Origin of the sequence: Azospirillum fermentarium, assembly GCF_025961205.1 — a bacterium.
Lineage (GTDB): Bacteria > Pseudomonadota > Alphaproteobacteria > Azospirillales > Azospirillaceae > Azospirillum > Azospirillum fermentarium.
The window spans coordinates 370122-394554 of sequence record NZ_JAOQNH010000001.1 but is presented as its reverse complement, the minus strand read 5'-3'; the positions used below and the strand labels follow the sequence as shown (position 1 = coordinate 394554).

General features: G+C 68.9%; 21 protein-coding genes. 7 read left to right on the top strand and 14 right to left on the bottom strand.

Going from position 1 to position 24433, the window contains the following annotated elements; genetic code table 11:
- Window positions 1-169: 169 nt before the first annotated feature.
- Entirely contained in the window at window positions 170-2773 is a 2604-nt protein-coding gene (locus M2352_RS01950) for a glycosyltransferase (protein ID WP_264662832.1), read from the top strand.
- Between the two features lie 206 nt (window positions 2774-2979).
- Window positions 2980-3648, top strand: coding sequence for a hypothetical protein (locus tag M2352_RS01945; RefSeq protein ID WP_264662831.1), 669 nt, complete (start codon window positions 2980-2982; stop codon window positions 3646-3648).
- Here the strand turns inward: M2352_RS01945 and M2352_RS01940 are convergent.
- Window positions 3645-4139 carry an Lrp/AsnC family transcriptional regulator gene (locus M2352_RS01940; RefSeq protein ID WP_264662830.1) on the bottom strand — a complete coding sequence of 165 codons (495 nt, stop codon included), beginning with the start codon at window positions 4137-4139 and terminating at the stop codon, window positions 3645-3647. The two genes, M2352_RS01945 and M2352_RS01940, sit on opposite strands and share 4 nt — an antisense overlap.
- Before the next feature lie 129 nt (window positions 4140-4268).
- On the opposite strand from M2352_RS01940, the gene M2352_RS01935 reads away from it, so the two are divergent.
- Window positions 4269-4904, top strand: a complete 636-nt coding sequence (locus tag M2352_RS01935; protein ID WP_264662829.1) for a LysE family translocator — start codon at window positions 4269-4271, stop codon at window positions 4902-4904.
- 65 nt (window positions 4905-4969) lie between these two features.
- Here the strand turns inward: M2352_RS01935 and M2352_RS01930 are convergent, their stop codons facing one another.
- From M2352_RS01930 to glgC, 9 genes are all read right to left on the bottom strand, one after another.
- Entirely contained in the window at window positions 4970-6127 is a 1158-nt protein-coding gene (locus M2352_RS01930) for a beta/alpha barrel domain-containing protein (protein WP_264662828.1), read from the bottom strand.
- A gap of 79 nt (window positions 6128-6206) precedes the next feature.
- Entirely contained in the window at window positions 6207-7604 is a 1398-nt protein-coding gene (locus M2352_RS01925) for a class II 3-deoxy-7-phosphoheptulonate synthase (protein WP_264662827.1), read from the bottom strand.
- Window positions 7605-7729: 125 nt separating this feature from the next.
- The gene (gene ptsP / locus M2352_RS01920) at window positions 7730-9499 is read right to left on the bottom strand and encodes a phosphoenolpyruvate--protein phosphotransferase (RefSeq protein WP_264662826.1); all 1770 of its coding nucleotides are present in this window, start codon (window positions 9497-9499) and stop codon (window positions 7730-7732) included.
- On the bottom strand, window positions 9489-9800 hold the full coding sequence (locus tag M2352_RS01915; protein ID WP_264662825.1) for an HPr family phosphocarrier protein: 312 nt from the start codon (window positions 9798-9800) through the stop codon (window positions 9489-9491). Before M2352_RS01915 ends, ptsP begins: the two co-directional genes overlap by 11 nt.
- Window positions 9801-9892: 92 nt before the next feature.
- The gene (locus M2352_RS01910; protein ID WP_264662824.1) at window positions 9893-10300 is read right to left on the bottom strand and encodes a PTS sugar transporter subunit IIA; all 408 of its coding nucleotides are present in this window, start codon (window positions 10298-10300) and stop codon (window positions 9893-9895) included.
- 67 nt (window positions 10301-10367) lie between these two features.
- Window positions 10368-11306: an RNase adapter RapZ gene (gene rapZ, locus M2352_RS01905; RefSeq protein ID WP_264662823.1), complete on the bottom strand. Its 939-nt coding sequence runs from the start codon at window positions 11304-11306 to the stop codon at window positions 10368-10370.
- Window positions 11307-11322: 16 nt separating this feature from the next.
- A complete protein-coding gene (locus M2352_RS01900; protein WP_264662822.1) occupies window positions 11323-11808 on the bottom strand; it encodes an HPr kinase/phosphorylase in 486 nt (161 codons plus the stop codon).
- A 208-nt stretch (window positions 11809-12016) separates the two neighbouring features.
- On the bottom strand, window positions 12017-13498 hold the full coding sequence (glgA, locus tag M2352_RS01895; RefSeq protein WP_264662821.1) for a glycogen synthase GlgA: 1482 nt from the start codon (window positions 13496-13498) through the stop codon (window positions 12017-12019).
- 5 nt (window positions 13499-13503) lie between these two features.
- A complete protein-coding gene (gene glgC / locus M2352_RS01890; RefSeq protein ID WP_264662820.1) occupies window positions 13504-14796 on the bottom strand; it encodes a glucose-1-phosphate adenylyltransferase in 1293 nt (430 codons plus the stop codon).
- Window positions 14797-15290: 494 nt separating this feature from the next.
- Here glgC and M2352_RS01885 point away from each other — a divergent pair, with 494 nt between their 5' ends.
- Window positions 15291-16613: an ammonium transporter gene (locus M2352_RS01885; protein WP_264662819.1), complete on the top strand. Its 1323-nt coding sequence runs from the start codon at window positions 15291-15293 to the stop codon at window positions 16611-16613.
- An 83-nt stretch (window positions 16614-16696) separates the two neighbouring features.
- On the opposite strand, the gene M2352_RS01880 is transcribed toward M2352_RS01885, so the two are convergent.
- Both M2352_RS01880 and M2352_RS01875 read right to left on the bottom strand, forming a co-directional pair.
- Window positions 16697-17365, bottom strand: coding sequence for a cytidylate kinase-like family protein (locus M2352_RS01880; protein ID WP_264662818.1), 669 nt, complete (start codon window positions 17363-17365; stop codon window positions 16697-16699).
- Window positions 17366-17620: 255 nt separating this feature from the next.
- On the bottom strand, window positions 17621-18610 hold the full coding sequence (locus M2352_RS01875; protein WP_264662817.1) for a 2-hydroxyacid dehydrogenase: 990 nt from the start codon (window positions 18608-18610) through the stop codon (window positions 17621-17623).
- 204 nt (window positions 18611-18814) lie between these two features.
- Between M2352_RS01875 and M2352_RS01870 the strand changes: the two genes are divergently transcribed.
- Window positions 18815-19351 (top strand): SH3 domain-containing protein, encoded by a 537-nt coding sequence (locus M2352_RS01870; protein WP_264662816.1) that lies wholly within the window; start codon window positions 18815-18817, stop codon window positions 19349-19351.
- Window positions 19352-19364: 13 nt separating this feature from the next.
- Here M2352_RS01870 and M2352_RS01865 read toward each other — a convergent pair whose 3' ends face one another.
- Both M2352_RS01865 and M2352_RS01860 read right to left on the bottom strand, forming a co-directional pair.
- Window positions 19365-20015, bottom strand: coding sequence for a response regulator (locus M2352_RS01865; protein WP_264662815.1), 651 nt, complete (start codon window positions 20013-20015; stop codon window positions 19365-19367).
- Window positions 20012-21301 carry an ATP-binding protein gene (locus tag M2352_RS01860; protein ID WP_264662814.1) on the bottom strand — a complete coding sequence of 430 codons (1290 nt, stop codon included), beginning with the start codon at window positions 21299-21301 and terminating at the stop codon, window positions 20012-20014. Before M2352_RS01860 ends, M2352_RS01865 begins: the two co-directional genes overlap by 4 nt.
- A gap of 459 nt (window positions 21302-21760) precedes the next feature.
- Here M2352_RS01860 and M2352_RS01855 point away from each other — a divergent pair, with 459 nt between their 5' ends.
- Both M2352_RS01855 and M2352_RS01850 read left to right on the top strand, forming a co-directional pair.
- Window positions 21761-23644 (top strand): methanol/ethanol family PQQ-dependent dehydrogenase, encoded by a 1884-nt coding sequence (locus M2352_RS01855; RefSeq protein WP_264662813.1) that lies wholly within the window; start codon window positions 21761-21763, stop codon window positions 23642-23644.
- 71 nt (window positions 23645-23715) lie between these two features.
- Entirely contained in the window at window positions 23716-24330 is a 615-nt protein-coding gene (locus M2352_RS01850; RefSeq protein WP_264662812.1) for a pentapeptide repeat-containing protein, read from the top strand.
- Window positions 24331-24433 lie beyond the last annotated feature (103 nt).

The window sequence follows — 24433 nt, the reverse complement described above, 5'->3', positions numbered from 1 at the left end:
GGTCACCCAGAGACAAAGCCAAGCAACCAGAGCAGCGCCGGGTTCGGGGCGGAACGTTGGCAGGGGCGGCATGGCCGCGGTAAACCCTGTCCGCGGGCTGCGCGGCGCGGAGTGGATGCCGGAACGGCCGAGCGGTTCCGGGTGACGAGGTGTGGGAAAGCGGATATCCATGCGCAAATCAGCGATTGCGGTTCTGATACTGGTCATACTCGGCAATGTCGGGGCCTGGGCGCTGTGGAACCGCCCCGTTGCCGAGCGGCCATGGGCCGGCGTGATCGCCGGCGTCGGCTACACCCCCTTCCACCCCGACAAGAGCCCGACCCGGCGTGACCGCCCGTCCCAGGCGGACATCGAAAAGGATCTGGCCGCCATCGAGGGTGCCGTCCGCGGGGTGCGTATCTATTCCACCACCGACGGGTCGGAACAGGTTCCGGCGGCGGCGCGCCGCCTGGGCATTCCGGTCACCGCCGGCGCCTGGGTGCAGGGCAAGCCCGACATCGACGAGCCGGAAATCGCCGGCCTGATCAAGCTGGCCCGGACATACCCCAACGTGCGCCGCGTGCTGGTGGGCAACGAGGCGATCCTGCGCGCCGACATCACGGTGCCGCAGGCCATCGACTACATCAAGCGCGTCAAGAAGATGGTCAACGTGCCGGTATCCACCGCGGAACCGTGGCACGTGTGGCTGCAGCACCCCGAGCTGGTGGACGCCGTGGACTTCATGGCCGTGCACCTTCTGCCCTATTGGGAAGGGGTTCCGGTGGACCAGGCGGTCGATTACGCCATGTTCCGCTACAACGAGCTGAAGACCAAGTACCCCAACAAGCACATCGTCATCTCCGAAATCGGCTGGCCGTCGGACGGGCCGTGGCGCCGCGGGGCCGAGGCCAGCCAGGTCAATCAGGCCAAGTTCATCCGCAACTTCCTGAACGTGGCGGCGCAGAACCGGCTCGACTACTTCATCATGGAAGCCTTCGACCAGCCGTGGAAGCGCGAGATCGAAGGGACCGCCGGCACCTCGTGGGGCCTGTGGGACGCGTGGCGGGTGCCGAAGTTCCCCATGACCGGCTCGGTCCTGGAAACCAAGAACTGGCCGGTGATGTGCGCGACCTCCATCGCGCTGGGCTTCCTGCCCATGGTGTTCTTCCTGTGGCGGCGCAACGACCTGAAGATCGGCGGCCAGCTCTTCTACGGCGGGCTGATCCAGGCGGTGGCCTCGGTCCTGGTGTTCACGGTGACGGCGGCATCCGCCGCGGGTCTGGCGACCACCACCGAAATCGCCTGGGGCGTGCTGATCTTCTGCCAGCTCGTGCTGCTGGCGGTGATGCTGATCGACGGGCTGGAACTGACCGAGGTGGTGTGGCAGGACAAGTTCCGCCGCCGCTTCCAGCCGTGCCAGGCGTCCCCGGCCCCCGACGCGCCCAAGGTGTCGATCCACGTGCCGTGCTACAACGAGCCGCCGCACATGGTGATGCAGACGCTGGACGCGCTGGCCCGGCTCGACTACCCCAACTATGAAGTGCTGCTGCTGGACAACAACACCAAGGATCCCGAGGTGTGGAAGCCGGTGGAGGCCTATTGCCGGATGCTGGGCGACAAGTTCCGCTTCTTCCACCTGGACAACTGGCCGGGCTACAAGGCGGGCGCGCTCAACTACGGCCTGTCGGTGACCGCCCCCGACGCCGAGCACATCGCGGTGATCGACAGCGACTATCAGGTCCACCCCGACTGGCTGAAGGCGACCATCCCGCACTTCGCCCGTCCCGAGGTGGGATTCGTCCAGTCGCCGCAGGATTACCGCGAATGGGCCGGCAACCTGTTCCAGCGCATGATCAACTGGGAATACGCCGGCTTCTTCCACATCGGCATGATCCAGCGCAACGAGCGCAACGCCATCATCCAGCACGGCACCATGACCATCATCCGCAAGGCGGCGCTGAAGGGCGAGGGCCGGTGGGGCGAATGGTGCATCACCGAGGACGCCGAACTGGGCCTGCGCCTGTTCGAGGCGGGGTACGAGGCGGTCTATATGCCGGAGAGCTACGGCAAGGGTCTGGTGCCCGACAGCTTCTCCGCCTACAAGACGCAGCGCTTCCGCTGGGCCTATGGCGCGGTGCAGATCCTCAAGCACCACTGGCGCGAACTGGCGCCGGGCGCCAAGAAGCTGACCATCGGGCAGAAATACCACTTCATCACCGGCTGGCTGCCGTGGTTCGCGGATGCCGCCCACATGGTGTTCGGCGTTGCCGGCATCGTGTGGTCGCTGGGGCTGCTGCTGTTCCCGAAGTACTTCGAGTTCCCGCCCAACGCCTTCATGATCCCCACGCTCAGCGTCTTCGCCTTCAAGGTCGGCGCCAGCCTGTGGCTTTATGAGGCGCGCGTGCGCTGCGGCTTCTGGGACAAGGTGGGGGCGGCGGTGGCCGGCATGGCCCTGACGCACACGGTGGGCCGGGCCATGTGGCTGGGCATGTTCACCTCGGGCCGTCCGTTCGTCCGCACGCCCAAGTGCGAGAACCAGCCGGCGCTGATGCAGGCGTTCCTGATGGCGCGGGAGGAAATCGCCCTGTTGACCTGCCTGTGGCTGGCGGCGCTGGCCATCGTGCTGGTGTTCGGGCGCGAGAACCGCGATGCCTTCATGTGGGCGGGCCTGCTGATCGTGCAGTCGCTGCCCTATATGGCGGCGCTGATCACCTCCATGATCAACGTGTTCCCGGAAATCCACTGGGGCCGCCCGAACCGCCGCGCGGTGCCGGTGTCGGAAGCCGCCGACTGAGGTCTGGAACCGGGTCTGAACGGGTCAAAACGCTGCCGGGCCTTTCCCCACGGGAAAGGCCCGGTTTTTTGTGCCCGATGGGGTATATGACCATCCGGGACCGGCAACGGGGCTTTCGGTGCACTACGCAACCGGGGGGTACCGCTCCATCTTTGTGGTATGATGTCCCTGTTGGACATCCTTTCGCGTGAAAGGAGCCGCCTGTCATGCCCGACTCCTTCATTGGCCGCTCCGAACGGCTGGTCCGGCCCACCTTGGGCGTGGACCGCGCCGGGTCGGCCACCGACCACCCCCACCGGGACCGCCGTCACGACCGCGAGCACCCACCGCAGGACCAGCATCCCGACCGCCGCGACGCCAAGCCGCCGAATCCGCTGCGGCGCCGGCTTTACGACCTGCTGTTCGAGGAAATCGACGATATCGAGGCCCTGTCGCCGGGGCAGAAGACGCGGATCAAGGACAACCTGCGCACCAACCTGACCGCCGCCGCCCAGGCGCACGCCCAGGCCCGCCAGATCGCCTCCCATCCGCCGCACCCGGCGGCCCCGCGCGCCCGGTTGGAGCGCCACCCGTTGCCCGGCGCCCTTCCGCCCGCCATCCCGCCGGCCAGCGACGTTGAGGACGAGTCGCTGGCCCAGGCGTTGCTGGCCGACCCGGCGCTGGAGGTGGACCACGACGGCATCGTCGGGCTTGCGGTGGCCGATGGTTCTCACCTGACCCCCGACGAGGTGCTGGAGAACGCCCGCCTGACCCGCCAGATGCACGATTGTCTGGCGCTGCACACCGAACGGGCGCGCAAGGTGGCGGTGTACCTGCACCTGCTGCTCGGCATCCACCCCGACCCGCGGCCCCACGTGATGGTGGTGGACGTTTAGGCGCCATCCCCCGCCCGCAGGTGGCCCAGCGGCAGCGCCCCTTGGGCCTTGACCGTCTGGATGGCGAAGTTGCTGCGGATGTCGCTGATCCCCGGAATCTTCAGCAGGGTATCGACCAGGAACCGCTCGTACCCCGCCAGATCGGGCACCACCACCTGCAGCAGGAAATCGGTTTCCCCCGATACCAGATGGCAGGTCACCACCTCCGGCAACGTCTGGACGGCGGTGCGGAAGGCGGTGGCCATGGCGTCCTGATGCCGCTCCACCTTCACGCCCACGAACACCGTCAGCCCCAGCCCGACGCCGGCCCGGTCCAGGGTGGCGTGATAGCCCTGGATCACCCCCGCGTCCTCCAGCATCCGCACCCGCCGCAGGCAGGGCGACGGCGACAGCCCCACCCGCTCCGCCAGTTCCACGTTGCTGAGCCGGCCGTCCTGCTGCAGCGCCGACAGGATGCGCCAGTCGATGGCATCCAATTTTGATTTTGGCATTATCGGCCCCTATCAGAATTCTTCTTGGCAGAATCTGCCAGGATCATGGCTCTGTGTGGCTGTCTTCGCAAGGACATGCCCTGCCCCGCCGGATTACCGTGCCCCATCGCACAAACGGGGGGAAACGCCATGACCGGAATCGAGCTGTCGGGGATGACCATGTTCATGGGCGCGCTGGCCGTGGCTTATCTGGTGCCGGGGCCGGACATGGTGCTGGTGCTGCAAACCGGGGCGGTGCGCGGGCGCAACACCGCCCTGCTGACCGCCGCCGGGCTGGCCCTGTCCCGCGGCGTGCATGTGGCTTTGGCCGCCCTGGGGCTGGCGGCCCTGCTGCACGCCGCCCCGGTGCTGTTCGAGGCGGTGCGGCTGGCCGGGGCCGCCTATCTGGTCTGGCTGGGCATCGCCATTCTGCGGGCGCCGTCGCTGCTGCCCCCGGGCGCGGACGCCGCGGTGGCGGCCCCCTCGGCCATGGCGGCGGTGATGCGGGGGCTGGTGACCAACATCTCCAACCCCAAGGCGCTGCTGTTCTGCTCGGTCCTGCTGCCCCAGTTCATCGATACCGGGGCGGGGAACGTGCCGGCGCAGTTCGCGGTGCTGGGGCTGGTTCTGGTGGCGCTGGGGGCGGCTTTCGACGTGGTGTACGCCTGTGCCGGCGGCGCGCTGGGCCGCTGGCTGGCCCGGTACCCGGCGGCGCTGGCGGCGCAGCGCTGGGTCTTCGCCCTGCTGCTGATCGGCTTCGCCGTCCGGCTGGCGTGGGCGGGGTGAGGACAGAAAAGGGCCGGGACGTCGCCGTCCCGGCCCTTTGTCCGTGTTCGGAAAACCGTCCCGCCTCAGCGGCGGAACAGGAACTCGCGGCCCACCTTCACCCGGCGCTCGCCGTCGTATTCGATGATGTCGGCGGTGGCATAGGTCTCGGTCCAGCGTTCGGGCAGGTAGCTGCCGGTGCCGATGATGTCTACCGGCGCGTTGGCGTCGGCCATCAGCCGGCACTTGGCCGGGCCGAAGCCCGACGACGCCACGATCTTCACCGCCGCGAATCCGGCCTCGTCCAGCGTTTCGCGCATCCAGTGGATGGCCGCCGCCGACACGCCGGTACCGATCAGGTAGCGAAGCTGGGTTTCGTCGCGGTAGCCGCGGATGGCGTGGGGGGCATGGCGTTCCAGCACCGCGTACGATCCCGGCGGGTCCAGCCCCTCGACGAAGCGCCCGCCCGGCGTGTCCAGACGGATGGCCAGCCGGCCCGACGCCGCCAGGTCGGGGAAACGGCGGCAAACCTCCAGGCTGTCGGTGATCTCGCGCCCGAAATAATCCACCAGAACCGTCAGCGGCTGGTCGGGGAAGGTCTCGTGGAACATCTCCGCCGCCCGCACGGTGGACCCGGCGTAGCCGATCAGGGCGTGGGGCATGGTGCCCTGGCCCCGGCCACACCCGAAATAATGGGCGGTGGCGTCGGTGGCGTTGCCGACGAAGCCCTTGGCCCCCACCTTGCGCCGCGCCCGCTCCGACCCGACGGAGGCGGCATAGGCCATCATCTCCGCCATTTCGGTGCCGGCGCAGTGGCGGGCGTCCATGGCCAGGAAGGCCACCTTGGGCAGATCGGCGCACATGGTGAAGGCGTTGTAGGCCGCCACGCAGGCCGGCCCCAGCTTCATCAGGAACAGCGTTTCCAGATCGACGAGGTGATAGAACGAGCCGGTGATGTACACCATCGGCTCGCCGGCCCCCACCCATTTGCCTTCGGGGAAGTTCAGGGTAACCGACACCTCGGCCCCCCGTTCGGCCATCACCGCGTTCAGCCAGTCGATGGCCAGCCGCGGGGCGGACACCACCGGGCGGCGCATGAACACGGCATAGGTGACGGTGCGGTCACCGAATTTCCCCACCGTTTCCTTGGTGCGGCGGAAATAGGTGTCGGTCCAGTCGGGCACCGACGCGCTCGCAGGGTGGGCGGCGGCGGGATGGGGGGTGGTGGGCTTGGTCTTGGTCATGATGCGTGCCGGTTGTTGGACCCGGCCCCCCACCCTTGAACGTTTGCGTCCGGGCGGATGGGGGGCCGGCTGGTCCGGGTTACTCCGCCGCCACCGCCACCGCGGCACGCCGTTCCGCCTCGCGCTGGACCCGCGCCCGCTTCAGCTCGTCGGCCAGCAGGAACGCCAGTTCCAGCGACTGCGCCCCGTTCAGGCGGGGGTCGCAGGCGGTGTGGTAACGGTCGCGCAGGTCGCCGTCCTCGATGGCCTGGGCGCCGCCGATGCACTCGGTGACGTCACGGCCGGTCAGCTCGAAATGCACGCCGCCGGGGTGGGTGCCTTCGGCCTGATGCACGGCGAAGAAGATCTTCGCCTCGGCCAGGATGCGGTCCACGGGCCGGGTCTTGTAGCCGCTGGCGGACTTGATGGTGTTGCCGTGCATGGGGTCGGACGACCACACCACCTTGCGCCCCTCGGCCTTGACCTTGCGCAGCAGGGGGGGAAGCTTTTCCGCCGCCTTGTCGGCCCCCATGCGCACGATCAGCGTCAGCCGGCCCGCCTCGTTCTCCGGGTTCAGCGTGTCGATCAGGCGGATCAGGTCGTCGGGGTCCAGCGACGGGCCGCACTTCAGCCCCAGCGGGTTCTTGACGCCCTTGAGGAATTCCACGTGCGCGCCGTCCACCTGACGGGTGCGGTCGCCGATCCACAGCATGTGGGCCGACACGTCGTACCAGTCGCCGGTGGTGCTGTCGCGGCGGGTCAGCGCCTCTTCCCACGGCAGCAGCAGCGCTTCGTGGCTGGTGAAGAAGTCCGTCTCGCGGATCTGCGGCGTGGTCTCCGCCGTGATGCCGCAGGCGGCCATGAAGCCCAGCGCCTCGTCCAGCCGGTTGGCCAGATCCTGGAACCGCTCGCCCTGGGGGCTGTTCTTGACGAAATCCAGCGTCCACTGGTGCACCTTGTGCAGGTCGGCATAGCCGCCCTGGGCGAAGGCGCGCAGCAGGTTCAGCGTCGCCGCCGCTTGGGTGTAGGACTGCATCATCCGTTCGGGATCGGGGATGCGCGAGGCATCGGTGGCCTCGAACCCGTTGATGATGTCGCCGCGGTAGCTGGGGTACTCCCGGCCGTCGATGACCTCGGTGTCGGCCGAGCGCGGCTTGGCGAACTGGCCCGCCATGCGTCCGACCTTGATCACCGGAATGGCGGCGCCGAAGGTCAGCACCACGGCCATCTGCAAGAGCACGCGGAAGGTGTCGCGGATGTTGTTGGGATGGAACTCCGCAAAGCTTTCGGCGCAGTCGCCGCCTTGCAGCAGAAAGGCGTTGCCGTCCACCGCATCGGCCAGGGCGGCCTTCAGCCGCCGGGCCTCGCCCGCAAAGACGAGCGGCGGATAGGAGCCGAGACGTTCGACGACGGCATCAACCTTGGCCGGATCGGGATAGGCCGGCAACTGCTTCACCGGCTTCATTCTCCAGCTTTTCGGGGTCCAAACCTCCACCATGGCGCTTACTCTTTCCGATCAACTGTCTGACCACTTTCGGCCGAAGGGCCGAAGGCTTAAAGCTATACGTCGCCGGGCGGTTTTTTTCCACTTATTCTAAGGGTAGGGTGGTGCGCTTTGGCCGTTCACGCCGTGGCGTTGAAATCGTCCAGCAGGGTGGCGATGCGGCCGCTGTCGGACTGGTCCATGATGACGCGGGCGCGGCGGCAGGCGGCGATCAGGTCCATGGCCCGCAGGCGCCGCTTCACCACCGGCACGCTGTTGGACGACATGGACAACTCCCGCACCCCCAGCCCCAGCAGCAGCGCCGTATAGCGCGGGTCGCCGGCGATCTCGCCGCACACCGACACCGGGATGCGGGCGCGCAGGCCCGCCTCCACCGTGAACTGGATCAGCCGCAGAACCGCCGGGTGCAGCGGGTCGTAGAGGGAAGCCACCTGCTCGTCGCCGCGGTCGATGGCCAGCGTGTACTGGGTCAGGTCGTTGGTGCCGATGGCGAAGAAGTCGGACACGTGGCTGAGCGCGTCCGCCGACAGCGCGGCCCCCGGCACCTCCACCATCACGCCCACGGGCGGCAGGGGATCGGCGATCTTGACCCCCCGCCGGCGCAGGCGCCGGGCGATGGTGGCGATCATCTCGCGCACCGTCTGCACCTCCGCCACGCTGGAAATCATCGGCAGCAGGATGCGCAAGGGGCCGTGGGCGCCGGCCCGCAGCATGGCTGCAAGCTGGGTTTCCAACAGCTTCGGTTCCCGCAGGCCCAGGCGGATGGCGCGCAGGCCCAGCGCCGGATTGGCCGGCTCGCCGTAGCGGCCCTGCATCCAGCCGGCCAGCTTCTCGCCGCCGACGTCCATGGTGCGGGCGGTGACGGTGCGCCCGTCCATGCCCTCCACGATGGTGCGCAGCGCCTTGTACTGCTCGTCCTCGTCGGGCAGGTCGTCGCGGTTCATGAACAGGAATTCGGTGCGCAGCAGCCCGATCCCCTCCACGCCCACGTTCAGCGCGTTCTCCAGGTCGCGGGGAAGCTCCAGGTTGGCGTTCAGCACGATGGCGGTGCCGTCGCGGGTGACGGCGGGCAGGCGCTTCAGCGCCTTGAGCTGTTCGCGCTCCTGCTCCTGCTCCATCTGGCGGTGGCGGAATTCCTCCAGCACGTCGGCGGGCGGGTCGATGACCACGCGGCCGTTGATGCCGTCCACCACCACCATGGTGCCGTTGCGCACGCCGGTCAGCAGCCCGGCCACCCCCAGCACGGCGGGCAGGCCCAGCGAGCGGGCCATGATCGCCGTGTGCCCCTCGGCCCCGCCCAGCACGGTGGCGATGCCGGCCACCCGCCGGGGGTCCAGGAGCGCTGTGTCGGCGGGCGTCAGCTCCTCGGCCAGCACCACGGTGCCCGCCGGCAGCATGGCGAACGCCTTGTAGTCGTGCTGCATCAGGTTGCGGATCAGCCGGCGCCCCACCTCGCGCACGTCGGCGATGCGCGCGGCCAGATAGGCGTCGTCCATGGCGGCGAAGGTCTGGGCGATGGTGGCGATTTCCGCCTGCACCGCCGCCTCGGCGTTGATGCCCTGGGTGCGGATGCGCTGTTCCACCCCGCGGGTCAGGCGGGAGTTGGTGACCATCGCCGTGTGGGCGTCCAGCAGGATGCCGATCTCTTCCGACGCCGCTTCGGGCAGGGTGGCGGCCTTGGTCTTCAGCTTGCGGAGCTGGCGCCGGGCCTTGCCCGCGGCTTCCTGGAAGCGGGTGACCTCCGCCTCGGTCCCGTCGGGCTGGATGGGGTATTCGGGCACGCGCACGGCCCCGCTTTCCACCAGATGGACGGGGCCGATGGCAATGCCGGGCGACACCCCCAGCCCGCGCAGCACGCGGCCGGGGATGCAGGGACGCTCATTCTTCATCGAACTTGCGGTTTACCAGATCGGCCAGGGCGGCGATGGCGTCGGCGGCGTCGGGGCCGCTGGCGCTGACGTTGATGGTGGAGCCGATGCCGGCGGCCAGCATCATCAGCCCCATGATGGAGACGCCCGACACGGTGGTGTCGCCGCGGCGGACCTCCACCTCGCTGGTGAAGGTGCCGGCCAGCTTGACGAACTTCGCCGCCGCGCGGGCATGCAGGCCGCGCTGGTTGGCGATGGTCAGGGTCCGGGAAAGGGTCTGCCCGTCTCCGGCGGCGGAGGCGGGGGAATGGCCGATGCTCATGGGGCGGTTTCCGCTGGTGTCTTGGGCCGGACCGTTCTGGAGGGCCGGTTGGGGGCCGATGGGGGATGCGCCGCTCTTATGTGGTGCGCGGGTCAGACGTCGGACAGGAGGGAGGAAGCGACGTTGATGTATTTTTGCCCGGCGTCGCGCGCCGCGGTCACGGCGCTGACCAGGGTCGTGCTCTCCTGCTTGCGCACGCTGGCCAGCTTGATCAGCATGGGCAGGTTGACGCCCGCGATCACCTCCACCTTCGCCTTGTCCATGATGGAGATGGCGAGATTCGACGGGGTGCCGCCGAACATGTCGGTCAGCACCACCACCCCGGCGCCGTCATCGACCGCGGCCACCGAATTCAGGATGTCGTGCCGGCGCTGTTCCATATCGTCGTCCGGCCCGATGCACACGGCACGGACCTGCGCCTGCTCGCCCACGACATGCTCCAGGGCGGCGATGAACTCTTCCGCCAAGCGGCCATGGGTGACAAGAACCAAACCGATCATCGCGCGTCCTTATATCCAAAGAACCCCAACCCGGCGGTACCGGGTCTGCCTGTTGCGCCCCTCGGTGTCAGCCGGGGCGCGGGCTGTGCCGTTCAAGGTCGCGGTGGCTGAGGCCGGTCTTGACCCCCACCTCCCGCAGCCACGCGGCCAGACGTTCGGCCACATAGACGGAACGGTGACGTCCCCCGGTGCAGCCTACCGCAATGGTGAGGTAGCTTTTGCCTTCTTGGTTGTAGCGTGGCAACAGCGGCTGCAACAAGCCCGTCAAATTGGTGAAAAAAGCCGGAAAATCGGGGTCCGAGGCCACGCGGCGGGCCACCGCCTCGTCCTGGCCGGTCAGCGGGCGCAGCGCCGGATCCCAGTGCGGGTTGGTCAGGAACCGCACGTCGAACACCAGATCCGCTTCGCGCGGCAGCCCCAGCCGGAACGAGAACGACAGCACGGACACCAAGAGCCCCGGTTCGGCATTCAGCGCGAAATGCCCCGACAATTGCCGGCGCAGGTCGTGGATCGACAGCGCCGTGGTGTCGATGGACAGGTCCGCCGTGTCGCGCAAGGGCGCCAGCAGCGCGCGTTCGCGCTGGATGCCGTCGGGCACCGGGCGGTCGAGCGCCAGCGGATGCCGGCGGCGGGTTTCGGTGAAGCGGCGCTGCAGCACCTCGTCGCTGCATTCCAGGAACAGCAGCGTGACGTTCAGGTCGGGGCGGCGGCGCAGCCCCTCCAACTGGTCCAGAAAGGCGTCGGAGGAGAAATCGCGCGTGCGGCTGTCGATGACGATGGCCAGCGGGCGGTTGCCGCTTTCCACCTGCTGCACCAGGGCCGGCACCAGCGAGAGCCGCAGGTTGTCCACCGATTCATAGCCCAGATCCTCCAGCGCCTTCAGCGCCACCGACATGCCGGCCCCGGACAGGCCGGTGACCAGCAGAACCCGCCGGCGCGGGTCCGTGGCACCGGCGGACGGGCCGGTGGCGGGACGGGGGGATGGGGGGATGGGCACGGGGGTCATGATCGAACCGGCATCATCAAAACACGGGACGGATGGGAACGGAGCCAAGCGTCGGCAGCGCCCGGGCCGCCAGCCGCAGCTTGGCCGGCGCCGAGGCGTCGAACGGGTCGAGATCCAGCCGCGCCACGCGGTGTCCCAGCAGGTCGGCGGTGCCGCCCTCGTCCGGCAGCCGCTCCACACGGGCGCGCGGCACCAGATCGGCCACCAGAGCCACCGGCACCTCGGCCACGGCGGGCAGGGCGGCGATGCCCACCCCGCGCACCTCCAGCAAGCCGGCCAGCGCAGGCGGTGCCGAGGCCAGAACCCGGCCCGGCACCCCGCCGCCGTCGCGCAGAACCACCCGGTCGTCGGCCACGAGTCGCGCTCCTTCGTCGATCAGCCGCAGGGCAAGATCGGATTTCCCGCTGCCGGACGGGCCGCGCAGCAGCACCCCGGCCGTCAGCGCGTCCCCCCGTTCCCGCGGCAGAACCAGCAGAACGCATGTGGCGTGGACGGTCAGCATGGGTATCGCCGATCCTGCCTGTGCCCCATCCGTCCCCAAATCCCCAATTCCATCGCGGTGTATGAAAGAAGCGTGGGCCGCCAGGGGGGTTCTGTCAATACGGCGGACAATACGGACAGAGGGACGGTGGCGGGGTACGCCGTGCGCCGCCCCCCGCCCCGTCCGGCGTGACCCTTCCGCCGCGCCGCCCCCCTATGGCGCCGCATGGCTAGGCCGCATCGGTCTGGGCGGCGCGGTACAGCTCCAGGTATTCCCGCGCCGGGGCTTCCCAGCCGAAATCGCGGGTCATGGCGTGGCGGGCGATGACCTGCCAGCGGTCGGGGCGGCGGTACAGCGCCAGCGCCCGGCGCAGGCAGAACGCGATCTCCCGCACCGTGGCGGCACCAAAGCTGAAGCCGGTGGCCGCCCCGTCGTTGACCGCCGCCGGGGTGGCGTCGATCACCGTGTCGGCCAGCCCGCCCGTGCGGCGCACCAGCGGCAGCGTGCCGTATTTCAGGGCATAGAGCTGGGTCAGCCCGCACGGCTCCGACCGCGACGGCACCAGCAGCAGGTCGGCCCCGGCCTGGAGCCGGTGGGACAGCCCCTCGTCATAGCCGATGCGCACGCCCACCGATCCGGGGTGCCACGCGGCCAATTGGCGGAATCCCTGCTCCATCCACGGCTCGCCGGTGCCCAGAACCGCAAGCTGGCCGCCGGCGGCCACCCAGCCGCCCGCCGCCTCCAGCACCAGATCCAGGCCCTTGTGCCAGGTCAGCCGGCTGACCACCGCGGCCAGCGGGCGGGCGGCGGCGCGTTCCAGCCCGAACGCCTCCTGCAGGGCGGTCTTGCACACCGCCTTGCCGCCCATGTCCCCGGCGGAATAGGGGGCGGGCAGCAGCGGGTCGCGGGCGGGATCCCACACCCCGTAATCCACCCCGTTCAGGATGCCCGACAGCCGGTCGGCGCGCACCGACAGCAGCCCTTCCAGCCCGGCCCCCTGCTCGTCGGTCTGGATTTCCTGGGAGTAGGTCGGGCTGACCGTGGTCAGGCGGTCGGCGTAATAGCATCCGGCCTTCAGGTAGCCGACGCTGCCGTAATACTCCACCCCGTCGATGGCGTAGGCGGAGGAGGGCAGGTGGATGTCCCCCATGGTCCACGGCGGGAATTGCCCCTGATAGGCGATGTTGTGGATGGTCAGCACCGTGCCGGGCCGCCGCTCGCCGCCGAAGCGGTCGGGGCGCAGGCGCAGGTACGCCGGCACCAGCCCCGCCTGCCAGTCGTGGGCGTGCAGCACGTCGGGGCGCCACCACGGGTCCAGCCCGGCGGGCGCCGTGAAGGCCGCCGCCGCCCACGCCAAGGCGGCGAAGCGCTGGGCGTTGTCGGGCCAGTCGCGCCCGTCCGGCCCCATGTAGGGGTTGCCGGGCCGGCCGAACAGGGCCGGTGCGTCGAGCGCATAGGCCGGGGTGCCGTCGGGCATGCGGCCCAGCAGCATCCGCGGTGCCGCCCCGGCCATGCCGGGCAGGTCGGGGATGGGATCGCCGACCGGGGCCAGATCGCTCAAGCCCTTCAGCACCGCGGGATAACCCGGCAGCAGCAGGCGCACGTCGGCGCCGGCGCGGGCGAGCGCCGGGGGCAGGGCGGCGCTGACATCGGCCAGCCCCCCGGTTTTCACCAGGGGGTAGCATTCGGAGGTCACGAACAGGATGCGCATGGCGGTCAGGCGGTCTCCCCGGCGGTGCCGCCGGTCGGCTGGAGCTTCTGGATCATGTCGCGGGTGATGAGGCAGATGCCGTTCTCACTGCGGTAGAAGCGCTGGGCGTCCAGCGCGGGGTCTTCGCCCACCACCAGCCCCTCGGGGATTTCCACCCCATGGTCCACCACCACGCGGGTCAGCCGGGCGTGGCGCCCGATGTCGCATTCGGGCAGCACCACGCATTCGCTGAGCTCGGCGTAGGAATTGACCCGCACCGACGAGAACAGCAGCGACCGGCGCACGCTGGAGCCGGAGATGATGCAGCCCCCCGACACCAGGCTGTCCACCGCCATGCCGCGGCGGTCATCGTCGTCGAACACGAACTTCGCCGGCGGAAGCTGTTCCTGATAGGTGAAGATGGGCCAGTCGCGGTTGTACATGTTCAGCGACGGGGTGACGCGGGTCAGGTCGATGTTGGCCTCCCAATAGGCGTCGATGGTGCCCACGTCGCGCCAGTAGGGCGCCTGCCCCGGCGCGTCCGCGATGGACGAGCGGGCGAAGTCGTGGGCGATCACGCGGGCCCGCGGCACCAGATAGGGGATGATGTCCTTGCCGAAGTCGCGGCTGGAATTGGGATCGTTGAAATCCCGCTCCAACTGGTCATAGAGGAACTCGGCGTTGAAGACGTAGATGCCCATGCTGGCCAGCGCCATGTCGGGCTTGCCCGGCACGCACGGCGGGTCGGCGGGCTTTTCCACGAAGTCGATCACCCGGCCTTCGCCGTCCACATGCATGACGCCGAAGCCGGTGGCCTCCATCCGCGGCACTTCCATGCAGGCCACGGTCATGTCGGCCTTGCGGGCGATGTGATCCTCCAGCAGGACGCCGTAGTCCATCTTGTAAACATGGTCGCCGGCCAGGATCAGCACGTATTCCGGCCCGTGGCCGCGCAGGATGTCCAGGTTCTGGTACACCGCATCCGCCGTGCCCTGGTACCACGCGGTTTCGCTGATGCGCTGCTGGGCGGGCAGAAGGTCGCAGAACTCGTTCACTTCACCGCGGAAGAAGTTCCAGCCGCGCTGCAGGTGGCGCAGCAGGCTGTGCGACTTGTACTGTGTCAGCACGCCGATGCGGCGGAAGCCCGAATTGATGCAGTTGGACAGGGCGAAGTCGATGATGCGGAACTTGCCGCCGAAATAGACCGCCGGCTTGGCCCGCCGGTCGGTGAGCTGCTTCAGCCGGCTGCCACGGCCGCCGGCCAGAACCAGAGCGACGGCGCGCCGGGGGGCGTGCCGCAAATCCCGTGTATCGAGCATGAGGCGGGTGATCCTTCCTGTTCGTTCACCCGGCTTGTGCGCTGCCGGGCTTATCCTTGGGCCTTCCGGTGGAACGGTGCCACAAATCCGCCGCCCATGCCATGGGGCGGCATTCGTATTCATCGGACGCTGTGCGTATGCGGCACTGCCTCCTAGGCCGAAGGTTGCATGCCTATTTTTTGACCATATGGCCGGGACGGGGTGGGTCCACACCCGTTCGTAGTCAGGCGAAACAGGGTTTAGATATTGAATCTCCTCAGATTGCGATCCTGTTGCAGGTGCGAAATGTGGGCAAAAAATAGGCAAAATCAGCAAAACGACTCGGCTTTGAGGCTCTTGCCGGAGGCTTAGCCCGTTCGGCGAGGTGCCGATTCCCGCGGCAAAAGCTTTGGCATCACTCTTGCTACAGAAGGGACCGACACTGGCCCCGCCCGACCCGGCCCTCCGCCGGCAGGGTCCGGGGCGGGAGCAACCTGTTGATATGAGGAGCCTCGATGAACCGACTGTCCCTTCGCGCGGCCACGGCCGCGGCGGCTGTTCTGGGCGTGGCCGGTCTGCCTGCCGCTGCCCTGGCTCAGGACGCGGCGGCGGCCGCAGCGCCGGCGGCCCCGGCGCTGAGCAGCGGTGACACCGCGTGGGTACTGGTGTCCACGGTGCTGGTCCTGTTCATGACCATCCCCGGTCTGGCCCTGTTCTACGGCGGCATGGTCCGCAAGATGAACGTGCTGGCGACGGTGATGCAGAGCTTCGCCATCACCTGCCTGATCACCATCCTGTGGTTCGCCGTCGGCTACAGCATCGCCTTCACCGAAGGCACCCCGTACTTCGGCGGCCTGTCCAAGGCGTTCCTGGCCGGCATCGGCAAGGACAGCCTGTCGGGCACCATCCCGGAAACGGTGTTCGTCACCTTCCAGATGACGTTCGCCATCATCACCCCGGCGCTGATCACCGGTGCCTTCGCCGACCGTATGAAGTTCTCGGCCATGCTGGTGTTCATGGGCATCTGGTCGGTCGTGATCTATGCCCCGATCACCCACTGGGTCTGGGGTCCGGGCGGCTATCTGGCCGGTGACGGCGTGCTGGACTATGCCGGCGGCACCGTGGTGCACATCAACGCCGGTGTGGCCGGTCTGGTCGCGGCCCTGATCCTGGGCAAGCGCAAGGGCTATCCCAACGAGAACTTCGCCCCGCACAATCTGGTGCTGTCGCTGATCGGCGCCTCGATGCTGTGGGTTGGCTGGTTCGGCTTCAACGCCGGTTCGGCGCTCGCCGCCGACGGCCGTGCGGGCATGGCCATGCTGGTCACCCAGATCGCCTCCGCCACCGCCGCCATGGGCTGGCTGTTCGCCGAATGGATCGTCAAGGGCAAGCCCTCGGTCCTGGGCATCATCTCCGGCGCGGTCGCTGGTCTGGTCGCCATCACCCCGGCGTCGGGCTTCGTCGGCCCCATGGGTGCGCTGGTCATCGGTCTGGTCGCCGGCGTGTTCTGCTTCTGGTCGGCCACGTCGCTCAAGAAGATGCTGGGCTATGACGACAGCCTGGACGCCTTCGGCGTGCACGGCGTGGGCGGCATCATCGGCGCCGTTCTGACCGGTGTCTTCGCCCAGCAGTCCATCGGCGGCACCGCCGGTCTGCTGGAAGGCAACGCCGGCCAGGTCATCACCCAGATCTATGGCATCGTCGCCACCCTGGTCTATTCCGCCGTGGGCTCGGCCATCATCCTGAAGGTGATCGATCTGGTGATCGGCCTGCGTGTGGATGAGGACGTGGAACGCGACGGCCTGGATCTCGCCCTGCACGGCGAAACCATCCACTAAGATCGACGCTTCCCTTTCGGTTGCCGGCCGCCGCCGCCGTGGGACATCCACGGCGGCGGTTGCCGTTTGGGTCCGGTGTTTTTTCAGGCTTTGTGCGGCATCGCCGTGCGCGCCGCGTCGATCACCGCCGCCACGGTGGCCGGATCGCCGGCCCGGTCGGTGTTGAGCGTCAGGTCGTAATGGCGGGGGTCGTCCCGCTCGACCTTGAACAGGTCGCGCAGATAGGCGGTGCGCCGCGCGTTCACCGCCCGCACCTCGTCCCGCAGGGCCGTCGCCGCGGCCTCGTTGCCGCCGGCCAGACGGCGGGCGCAGGCGCCCTCGCTCCCGACGATGCACACGCGGAAGGCAGCCTCGCCGCGCAGCAGCAGATGCGCCCCCCGCCCCAGGATCACCCCGCCGTGGGCGGCGATGCCGTGGATGACCCGTGTCAGCAGGCGCTGGTATTCCGGCACCGGGTCGTCCCGTCCCAACAGGGTGGTGTAGAGGAACATGCCGCTGTGTTCGGGGGCGCGTTCGTCCAGCACGCGCATCAGCGCCGGGTCGCTGGTGGCCGACGCCACCACCCGGTCCAGAATATCGCGGTCGTAGCAGCGCACCCCCAGCCGTTCGGCCAGGGCGGCGGCGATGGCCTCGCCGCCGGCCCCGTGATCGCGGGACACGGTGACCACGGGCGGCGGCCCGGCGGCGGTGCCGTGGTGGCGATCCTCGGTGGTGAGAATGGACATGATCGCCTGAAGCTCGTTGTGGGCCATGGGTTACCTCCCCGCCGCGTGAGCGTCCTTGAGATCCGATCCTTTATGTCCTGTGGAGTCTGCGCCCGGTCCCCGAACCGGTCAAGCGCGCGGGGGGAAGACCCTATGCCGCATCCGGGTTAGGGGCGGGTGCCCGGTGCCGATGGCGAGTCCCGAAGCTTTCGGTTCTGAGGGGGCGGACATCGGCCATCACACGGTCTCCGGAACGGCCGGAGCGCGTCAGGGGGCCGCCCCCGCCCCCTGACACGTTCTGGATCAGAGCAGGGTTTCGATCACGCGGTCGGGCGGGGCGTGGCCGTCCACGAAGGTCTTGATGTTGATGATGACCTTCTCGCCCATGTCGATGCGGCCCTCCATGGTGGCCGATCCCATGTGTGGCAGCAGCACCACGTTGTCCAGCTTCAGAAGCTTCGGGTTGACCGCCGGTTCGTGCTCGAACACGTCCAGCCCGGCACCGCCGATGTTGCCCTGGATCAGCAGGCGGGTCAGCGCGCCCTCGTCGATCACCTCGCCGCGGGCGGTGTTGACGATGAAGCACGACGGGCGCATCAGCTTCAGCCGCCGTTCCGACAGCAGGTGGAAGGTGGCCGGGGTGTGGGGACAGTTGATGGACACCACGTCCATGCGGGCCAGCATCTGGTCCAGGCTTTCCCAGTACGTGGCTTCCAGCTCGTTTTCCAGGTCGGGATGCACGCGGCGGCGGTTGTGGTAGTGGATCGACATGCCGAACGCGCGGGCGCGGCGGGCCAGTGCGGAGCCGATGCGGCCCATGCCCAGGATGCCCAGCCGTTTGCCCGACAGCCGGGCGCCCAGCATGGTGGTGGGGCCCCAGCCCTTCCATTCGCCGGACCGCACCAGCCGTTCGCCCTCGGTCAGGCGGCGGGCCACGGCCAGGATCAGGGCCATGGTCATGTCGGCGGTGTCCTCGGTCAGGACGCCGGGGGTGTTGGTGACGGTGATGCCGCGTTCGCGCGCCGCCTTGTGGTCGATGTGATCGACCCCGGTGCCGAACGAGGCGATCAGCTTCAGCCGCGGCCCCGCCGCGTCGATCACGCCGCGGTCGATGCGGTCGGTGACGGTGGGGACCAGGACGTCGGCGGTGGCCACGGCCTCCACCAGCTCGTCATGGGACATGGGCGTGTCGTCGGCGTTCAGCCGGGTGTCGAACAGCTCCATCATCCGGGTTTCGATCGGGTCCGGCAGCTTGCGCGTGACCACCACCAGCGGCTTCTTCTTGTCGGGCATCGAGCGCCTGCTCCCTGTCTCAATACCGGGGCGTCTGTCACGACACCGGGCGATCGTTCCCCCGGCCCCGGTCCGCATGGATTTTGCCATACCAATCATCAGCCCGGCTGTCCAGGGTTGCCGGGGGTAAGGGGGGCTTACTATAGTGCCGCGGACGCACCCCTGCAAACCGGATACCGTTTCCCCCGGACACGAGGACCGCCGATGCCGCCCCTGCCGCGCTCTTTGCCCGTTTCGCCGGTGCTGGCCCTGTTGCTGGGGCTGATCGTCGCCGCGGCGGTTCCGGCCCCGGTGGCGCTGGCGAACGAAGGGGTGGGGCCCAAGACCTCGGGCCTGCCGGTGCCGCGCTTCGTCACCTTGCGCTCCAACGAGGTGAACGTGCGCACCGGCCCCGGCTCGCGCTATCCCATCGAATGGGTGTTCACCCGCAAGGACATGCCGGTGGAGATCACCCAGGAGTTCGACACCTGGCGCCGCATCCGCGACTGGGAGGGCAGCGAGGGCTGGGTCCACCAGAGCATGCTGTCGGGCCGCCGCGGCGCGGTGATCACCGGCGAGGTGCGCACCCTGCGCGAGGAACCGTCGCAAGCCTCCGCCGTCGTGGCCCGCGCCAAGCCCGGCGTGATCGGGGCGCTGAAGAAATGCCTGAACGGCTGGTGCCAGGTGGACATCCAGGGATACCGCGGCTGGCTGGCCCAGAGCGAATTCTGGGGCGCCTATCCCAACGAAAAGGTCGATTGAGCCCCTTTCTCCCTCACCCCGGCAGATGGTGCTCAATGGAGATGCGGATGAGATCCCGCGTGCTCTTGGCCCCCAGCTTGTCCTTGATCTGGGTGCAGAGGTTGTAGACCGTCTTGTGGCTGATGCCCAGCGACTGGGCGATGTCGGCCATGGCCAGCCCGCGGCCCAGCAGGGTCAGGATCTCCAGCTCCCGCGGGGTCAGGGTCTGCAGCGGGTTGCCGCGGGGCGCGTAGCTCATCACCGCCAGTTCCCGCGCCATGGTGTGGTTGAGATAGACGCCCCCGTCCAGCACCGTGCCGATGGCGGTCATCAGCGCCTCGGGCGCGTCGTTCTTGGTGATGTAGCCCTTGGCGCCGGCCTGCAGCGCGCGGGCGGCGAACAGCGGGTCGTCGTACATGCTGAAGATCAGGATCCGCGCGCCGGGGTCGCCGTCGCGCAGGCGCCGCACCGCCTCCAGCCCGCCCATGCCGGGCAGGTTGAGGTCGAGGATCACCACGTCGGGCCGTCCGGCGGTGTAGAGGTCCAGGGCCGTTTCCGCCGACTCGGCCTCCAGCACGCGGAAGGAGCCGGCCAGCAGCCGCCGGCAGCCGTCGCGGACGATGGGGTGGTCGTCCACCAGAAGGACGGTACGGGTGGCGGTATCGGCGATGGCGGCGGCGTTCATGATGCGCAGGATAGCCGTTCCGGTGCGGCGGGGGAAACCGGAATGATGGCGCGCAGCCCGGTGCCGCCGCCGGGTTCGTCCGCCACGGTCAGGCGCCCGCCCAGCGCGTGCACCCGCTCGGCCATGCCCGACAGCCCCAATCCCGCACCCTTTTCCTTGTCCGTTTCCACGCCGGTCCCGTCGTCGCGGACGGTGACCTCCACCCCCTCCGGCTCGCGGCGGCGGATGCCGACGGCGATGCGCGAGGGGGCGGCGTGGCGCAGCGCGTTGGTCATCCCCTCCTGGATCAGGCGGTAGACGGTCAGGCGGGCCGGCTCCTCCAGCCCGTCGATGTCGCCTTCGGCGGTGAAGTCCCAGGCGACGGCCGGCTGGCGGCGCTGTTCCGCCGCCACCATCTCCCGCAGCACCTCGCTGAGCGGCAGGTGATCCAGCACCTCGGGGCGCAGGCGGGTCAGGATGCGGCGGCTCAGCCGGTGCAGCTCCTCCACCGCGGCCAGGGCGGATCGTGCCCGTTCCGCCGCCTCCGGCGTCGAGGCCGCGGTGCGCAGGGCGGTGATGTCGATCTTCAGGCTGAACAGGGTGGCGCCCAGCTCGTCATGGATCTCGCGGGCCAGCTCCCGCCGTTCGCGATCCTGCACCTGCACGAGCTGGCGGCCGAGGCGGCGGTTCTCGGCGTCGGCCCGGCGCAGGCTGTCGGCCAGGGCGGCGATGCGCCCGCCGATGCGCGCCAGTTCCGGCGCCCCGCCCCCGGTCAGGAACGCGGCGCCGGGCGGGGCGGCGAAATCCCCCGCGCGCAGCCGGTCCAGCCCCCGTTCGAACAGGACCAGCGGGCGCAGCGCCCGCCCGGCGGCCCACGCGGCCAGCACCAGCAGCACGGCGGACAGCCCCGCCGCCGCAAGGCCCAGGCTGGTCAGATCCTCCCACACCTCGGCGATCTCGTCCCACGGCTCGGCGGTCAGGGTCATGGTGGGCAGGCGGTGTTCCTGCGGCTCCACCCCGATCAGGGCGGCGAACCATGCCGGCGCCTGTTCCTCGCCCGCGGGCGGGGGCATGAAGGCGGCGGGCGGGCCGTCGGGAGCGGTCACGCGGATGTGGCGCAGGCCCAGCCCGGCCAGGGCGTCGGCCGGCACCCCGGCCCCGGCCACCGCGCGGGCCAGCGTCAGGGCCGAGTCCATTTCCGCCCGCACCGCGGCGCGGGCGTTCGCCACCAGCACCGCCGCGCCGGTTGCCATGGACAGCAGGGTGAACAGGGCGAACAGCGCCACCACCCGCCATTTCAAGGCCATGTCCCCCGTCTCCCCCCGTTTCGGGCCTCATCATAAAGGGGGGCCCGGGGCCGGCGCCATTGAACCTTCGGTGGAGACCGGCGGGCGGGATGGACGGGCAAGAGGATCTACCGTTTTTTCCCGTCCAGGACAGGAAGAATAACGTTGCCCCTCTGAGGCTTTGTCATCCTTCCAACGTCCAATTGTTGCGCGGCGTTTCCTGATGCTGAATGGCGGCGTCAAAGAAAGACGCGGTGAACAACCGGCCATTCACCGCCTCTGTATTGTGTGGATGCAGGGGTGGTGTGGAGAAGCCGATGATTTCGGCTTCATCAGGACGGTGCGTGCCGGCCGTTCAGCAACAGCGATCACGGCTTCTCCCTCGTTCCGTGGCCTCTGGCCCCGCGGAACGGACGGCACGCGCGTCCCTGGCCGGTGGCATGACCGGGGCATGAACGGGACAAAACAGAGGAAACGTCGATGACAAGCCACGTCAGCACCCTTTTCCCCCGCCGTTTGCGGCGCTCCGTTGCCGGGCTGGCGCTTGCCGCCGCCGCGGCGGCCTTCCTGCCGGCGGCGGGCGTCCAGGCCGGCAACGTGTCGTGGGAGGACATCGCCAACGACGCCAAGACCACCAAGGACGTGCTGATGTACGGCATGGGGCTGGACGCCAAGCGCTACAGCCCGCTGAAGCAGATCTCCGCCGACAACGTGTCGCGGCTGGTGCCGGCGTGGTCCTTCTCCTTCGGCGACGAAAAGCAGCGCGGCCAGGAAACCCAGGCGCTGGTGCATGACGGGGTGATCTACATCACCGCGTCCTATTCGCGCCTGTTCGCCGTGGACGCGAAGACCGGACGCAAGCTGTGGTCCTACACCCACCGCCTGCCCGACGACATCCGCCCCTGCTGCGACGTGGTGAACCGCGGTGCGGCGATCTATGGCGACAAGGTGTTCCTCGGCACGCTGGACGCGTCCATCGTCGCGCTGAACAAGGACACCGGCAAGGTGGTCTGGCGCAAGAAGTTCGCCGAGCACAAGGCCGGCTACACCATGACCGGCGCCCCCACCATCGTGAAGGACCAGAAGACCGGCAAGGTGCTGCTGATCCACGGCTCCTCGGGTGACGAGTTCGGCGTGGTGGGCCGCCTGTTCGCCCGCGATCCCGACACCGGCGAGGAAATCTGGATGCGCCCCATGGTCGAGGGGCACATGGGCCGGCTGAACGGCAAGGACAGCACGGTCACCGGCAACGTGGAAGCGCCGTCGTGGCCGCGCGACAAGGACGGCAAGTTCGTGGAAGCCTGGAACCACGGCGGCGGCGCGCCCTGGCAGAGCGCCACCTTCGACACCGAAACCAACACCATCGTCATCGGCGCCGGCAATCCCGCGCCGTGGAACGGCTGGGCGCGGTCGCCGGGCGACAGCCTGTTCACCTCGGGCCAGGCCTATGTCGATCCCACCACGGGCGAACTGAAGGGCTTCTACCAGCACACGCCCAACGACACCTGGGACTTCTCGGGCAACAACGAGCTGATCCTGTTCGATTTCAAGGACGCCCAGGGCAAGGTGACCAAGGCCGCGGCCCACGCCGACCGCAACGGCTTCTTCTTCATCACCGACCGCAACAAGCTGGCGGCCTCGGGCGGCGAAATCAACCGGCCCACCTCGCTGATCGCCGCCTATCCCTTCGTGGACGGCATCACCTGGGCCAAGGGTTTCGACACCAAGACCGGGCGGCCCATCGAAGTGGCCGGCCAGCGCCCGCCGCTGCCCGAGCCCGGCCAGGAGCGCGGCAAGGCGGTCGAGGTCTCCCCGCCGTTCCTGGGCGGCAAGAACTGGAACCCCATGGCCTACAGCGAGGACACCGGGCTGTTCTACATCCCGGCCAACCACTGGAAGGAAGACTACTGGACCGAACAGGTCCACTACAAGGAAGGCGCCGCCTATCTGGGCATGGGCTTCCGCATCCACAAGCTGTTCAACGATCATGTGGGCACCCTGCGCGCCCTGGACCCCAAGACCGGCAAGATCGCGTGGGAGCATAAGGAAGAACTGCCCCTGTGGGCCGGCGTGATGACCACGGCGGGCAATCTGGTCTTCACCGGCACGGGCGACGGCTATCTGAAGGCGTTCGACGCCAAGACCGGCAAGGAGCTGTGGTCGTTCCAGACCGGCAGCGGCGTGGTGAGCTGCCCCATCACGTGGGAAATGGACGGGGTGCAGTATGTGGGCATCGCGTCGGGGTACGGCGGCGCGGTGCCGCTGTGGGGCGGCGACATGGCCGACCTGACCACCCGCGTTTCCCAGGGCGGTTCGTTCTGGGTGTTCAAGCTGTCCGACACCAAGGTGTCGAGCACGAACTGAGACCCGGCCCCCGCCCTGATCGTCAGGGCGGGGGCTTTCCATTGAGTGCGGGGAGAACGCCGATGGGGTGGATGACCGATGCTGCGGGCCGGTGGGCGGCGATGGCGGCGCTGGTGCTGGCGGTGACGGCAGGGGCGGCTGCTGCCGCCGGGCTGGACGATTATGACGACGAGGGGCCGGAGCCGGACCCGCTTCAGGCCGCTACCTGCCGGCTGGGGCCGAAGGCGGCGTGCGCCGGGGCGGACCTGCGCCATCGCCCGTTGAAGAACGTGGACATGGGCGGGATCGACCTGCGCGGCGCCAATCTGGCCCGTGCCGACCTGCGCCATGTGAACCTGCGCGGGGCCAACCTGTCGGGGGCCAATCTGGAAGGGGCGGATCTCAGCCTCGCCTTCATCCAGGGGGCGAATTTCAGCGGTGCCGACCTGCGCGGCGCCAATCTGGAATTCGCCCGTGCCGGCGGCGCCAATTTCGGCGGCGCCAACCTGACCGCGGCCAATCTGGAGATGCTGCGCGCGGAAAAGGCCCGCTTCGTCGGCGCCATCATGGTCAACGCCAATTTGCAGGAAACCAAGTTCACCTTCGCCAACCTGCGGCAGGTGGACATGGACGGGGCGCTGAAGCGCTACACCAATTTCCAGGGCACGCTGATGGAGGAATGCCGCGGCTGCCCGCAGGATTGGTAAAGGGGCCGGGGACCGGGATCATCCGGTCCCCTTTCCCTGCCTGGAAAGAATATCGGTATGAAGATAGGGCGCACGGGCTTTCTGGCGGTGCCATTGTCTCCGT

Bases quoted from the DNA above. Each gene is read 5' to 3' on its own strand.
- M2352_RS01950 (WP_264662832.1), top strand. From the start codon at position 170: ATGCGCAAATCAGCGATTGCGGTTCTGATACTGGTCATACTCGGCAAT.
- M2352_RS01945 (WP_264662831.1), top strand. From the start codon at position 2,980: ATGCCCGACTCCTTCATTGGCCGCTCCGAACGGCTGGTCCGGCCCACC.
- M2352_RS01940 (WP_264662830.1), bottom strand. From the start codon at position 4,139: ATGCCAAAATCAAAATTGGATGCCATCGACTGGCGCATCCTGTCGGCG.
- M2352_RS01935 (WP_264662829.1), top strand. From the start codon at position 4,269: ATGACCGGAATCGAGCTGTCGGGGATGACCATGTTCATGGGCGCGCTG.
- M2352_RS01930 (WP_264662828.1), bottom strand. From the start codon at position 6,127: ATGACCAAGACCAAGCCCACCACCCCCCATCCCGCCGCCGCCCACCCT.
- M2352_RS01925 (WP_264662827.1), bottom strand. From the start codon at position 7,604: ATGGTGGAGGTTTGGACCCCGAAAAGCTGGAGAATGAAGCCGGTGAAG.
- ptsP (WP_264662826.1), bottom strand. From the start codon at position 9,499: ATGAAGAATGAGCGTCCCTGCATCCCCGGCCGCGTGCTGCGCGGGCTG.
- M2352_RS01915 (WP_264662825.1), bottom strand. From the start codon at position 9,800: ATGAGCATCGGCCATTCCCCCGCCTCCGCCGCCGGAGACGGGCAGACC.
- M2352_RS01910 (WP_264662824.1), bottom strand. From the start codon at position 10,300: ATGATCGGTTTGGTTCTTGTCACCCATGGCCGCTTGGCGGAAGAGTTC.
- rapZ (WP_264662823.1), bottom strand. From the start codon at position 11,306: ATGACCCCCGTGCCCATCCCCCCATCCCCCCGTCCCGCCACCGGCCCG.
- M2352_RS01900 (WP_264662822.1), bottom strand. From the start codon at position 11,808: ATGCTGACCGTCCACGCCACATGCGTTCTGCTGGTTCTGCCGCGGGAA.
- glgA (WP_264662821.1), bottom strand. From the start codon at position 13,498: ATGCGCATCCTGTTCGTGACCTCCGAATGCTACCCCCTGGTGAAAACC.
- glgC (WP_264662820.1), bottom strand. From the start codon at position 14,796: ATGCTCGATACACGGGATTTGCGGCACGCCCCCCGGCGCGCCGTCGCT.
- M2352_RS01885 (WP_264662819.1), top strand. From the start codon at position 15,291: ATGAACCGACTGTCCCTTCGCGCGGCCACGGCCGCGGCGGCTGTTCTG.
- M2352_RS01880 (WP_264662818.1), bottom strand. From the start codon at position 17,365: ATGGCCCACAACGAGCTTCAGGCGATCATGTCCATTCTCACCACCGAG.
- M2352_RS01875 (WP_264662817.1), bottom strand. From the start codon at position 18,610: ATGCCCGACAAGAAGAAGCCGCTGGTGGTGGTCACGCGCAAGCTGCCG.
- M2352_RS01870 (WP_264662816.1), top strand. From the start codon at position 18,815: ATGCCGCCCCTGCCGCGCTCTTTGCCCGTTTCGCCGGTGCTGGCCCTG.
- M2352_RS01865 (WP_264662815.1), bottom strand. From the start codon at position 20,015: ATGAACGCCGCCGCCATCGCCGATACCGCCACCCGTACCGTCCTTCTG.
- M2352_RS01860 (WP_264662814.1), bottom strand. From the start codon at position 21,301: ATGGCCTTGAAATGGCGGGTGGTGGCGCTGTTCGCCCTGTTCACCCTG.
- M2352_RS01855 (WP_264662813.1), top strand. From the start codon at position 21,761: ATGACAAGCCACGTCAGCACCCTTTTCCCCCGCCGTTTGCGGCGCTCC.
- M2352_RS01850 (WP_264662812.1), top strand. From the start codon at position 23,716: ATGACCGATGCTGCGGGCCGGTGGGCGGCGATGGCGGCGCTGGTGCTG.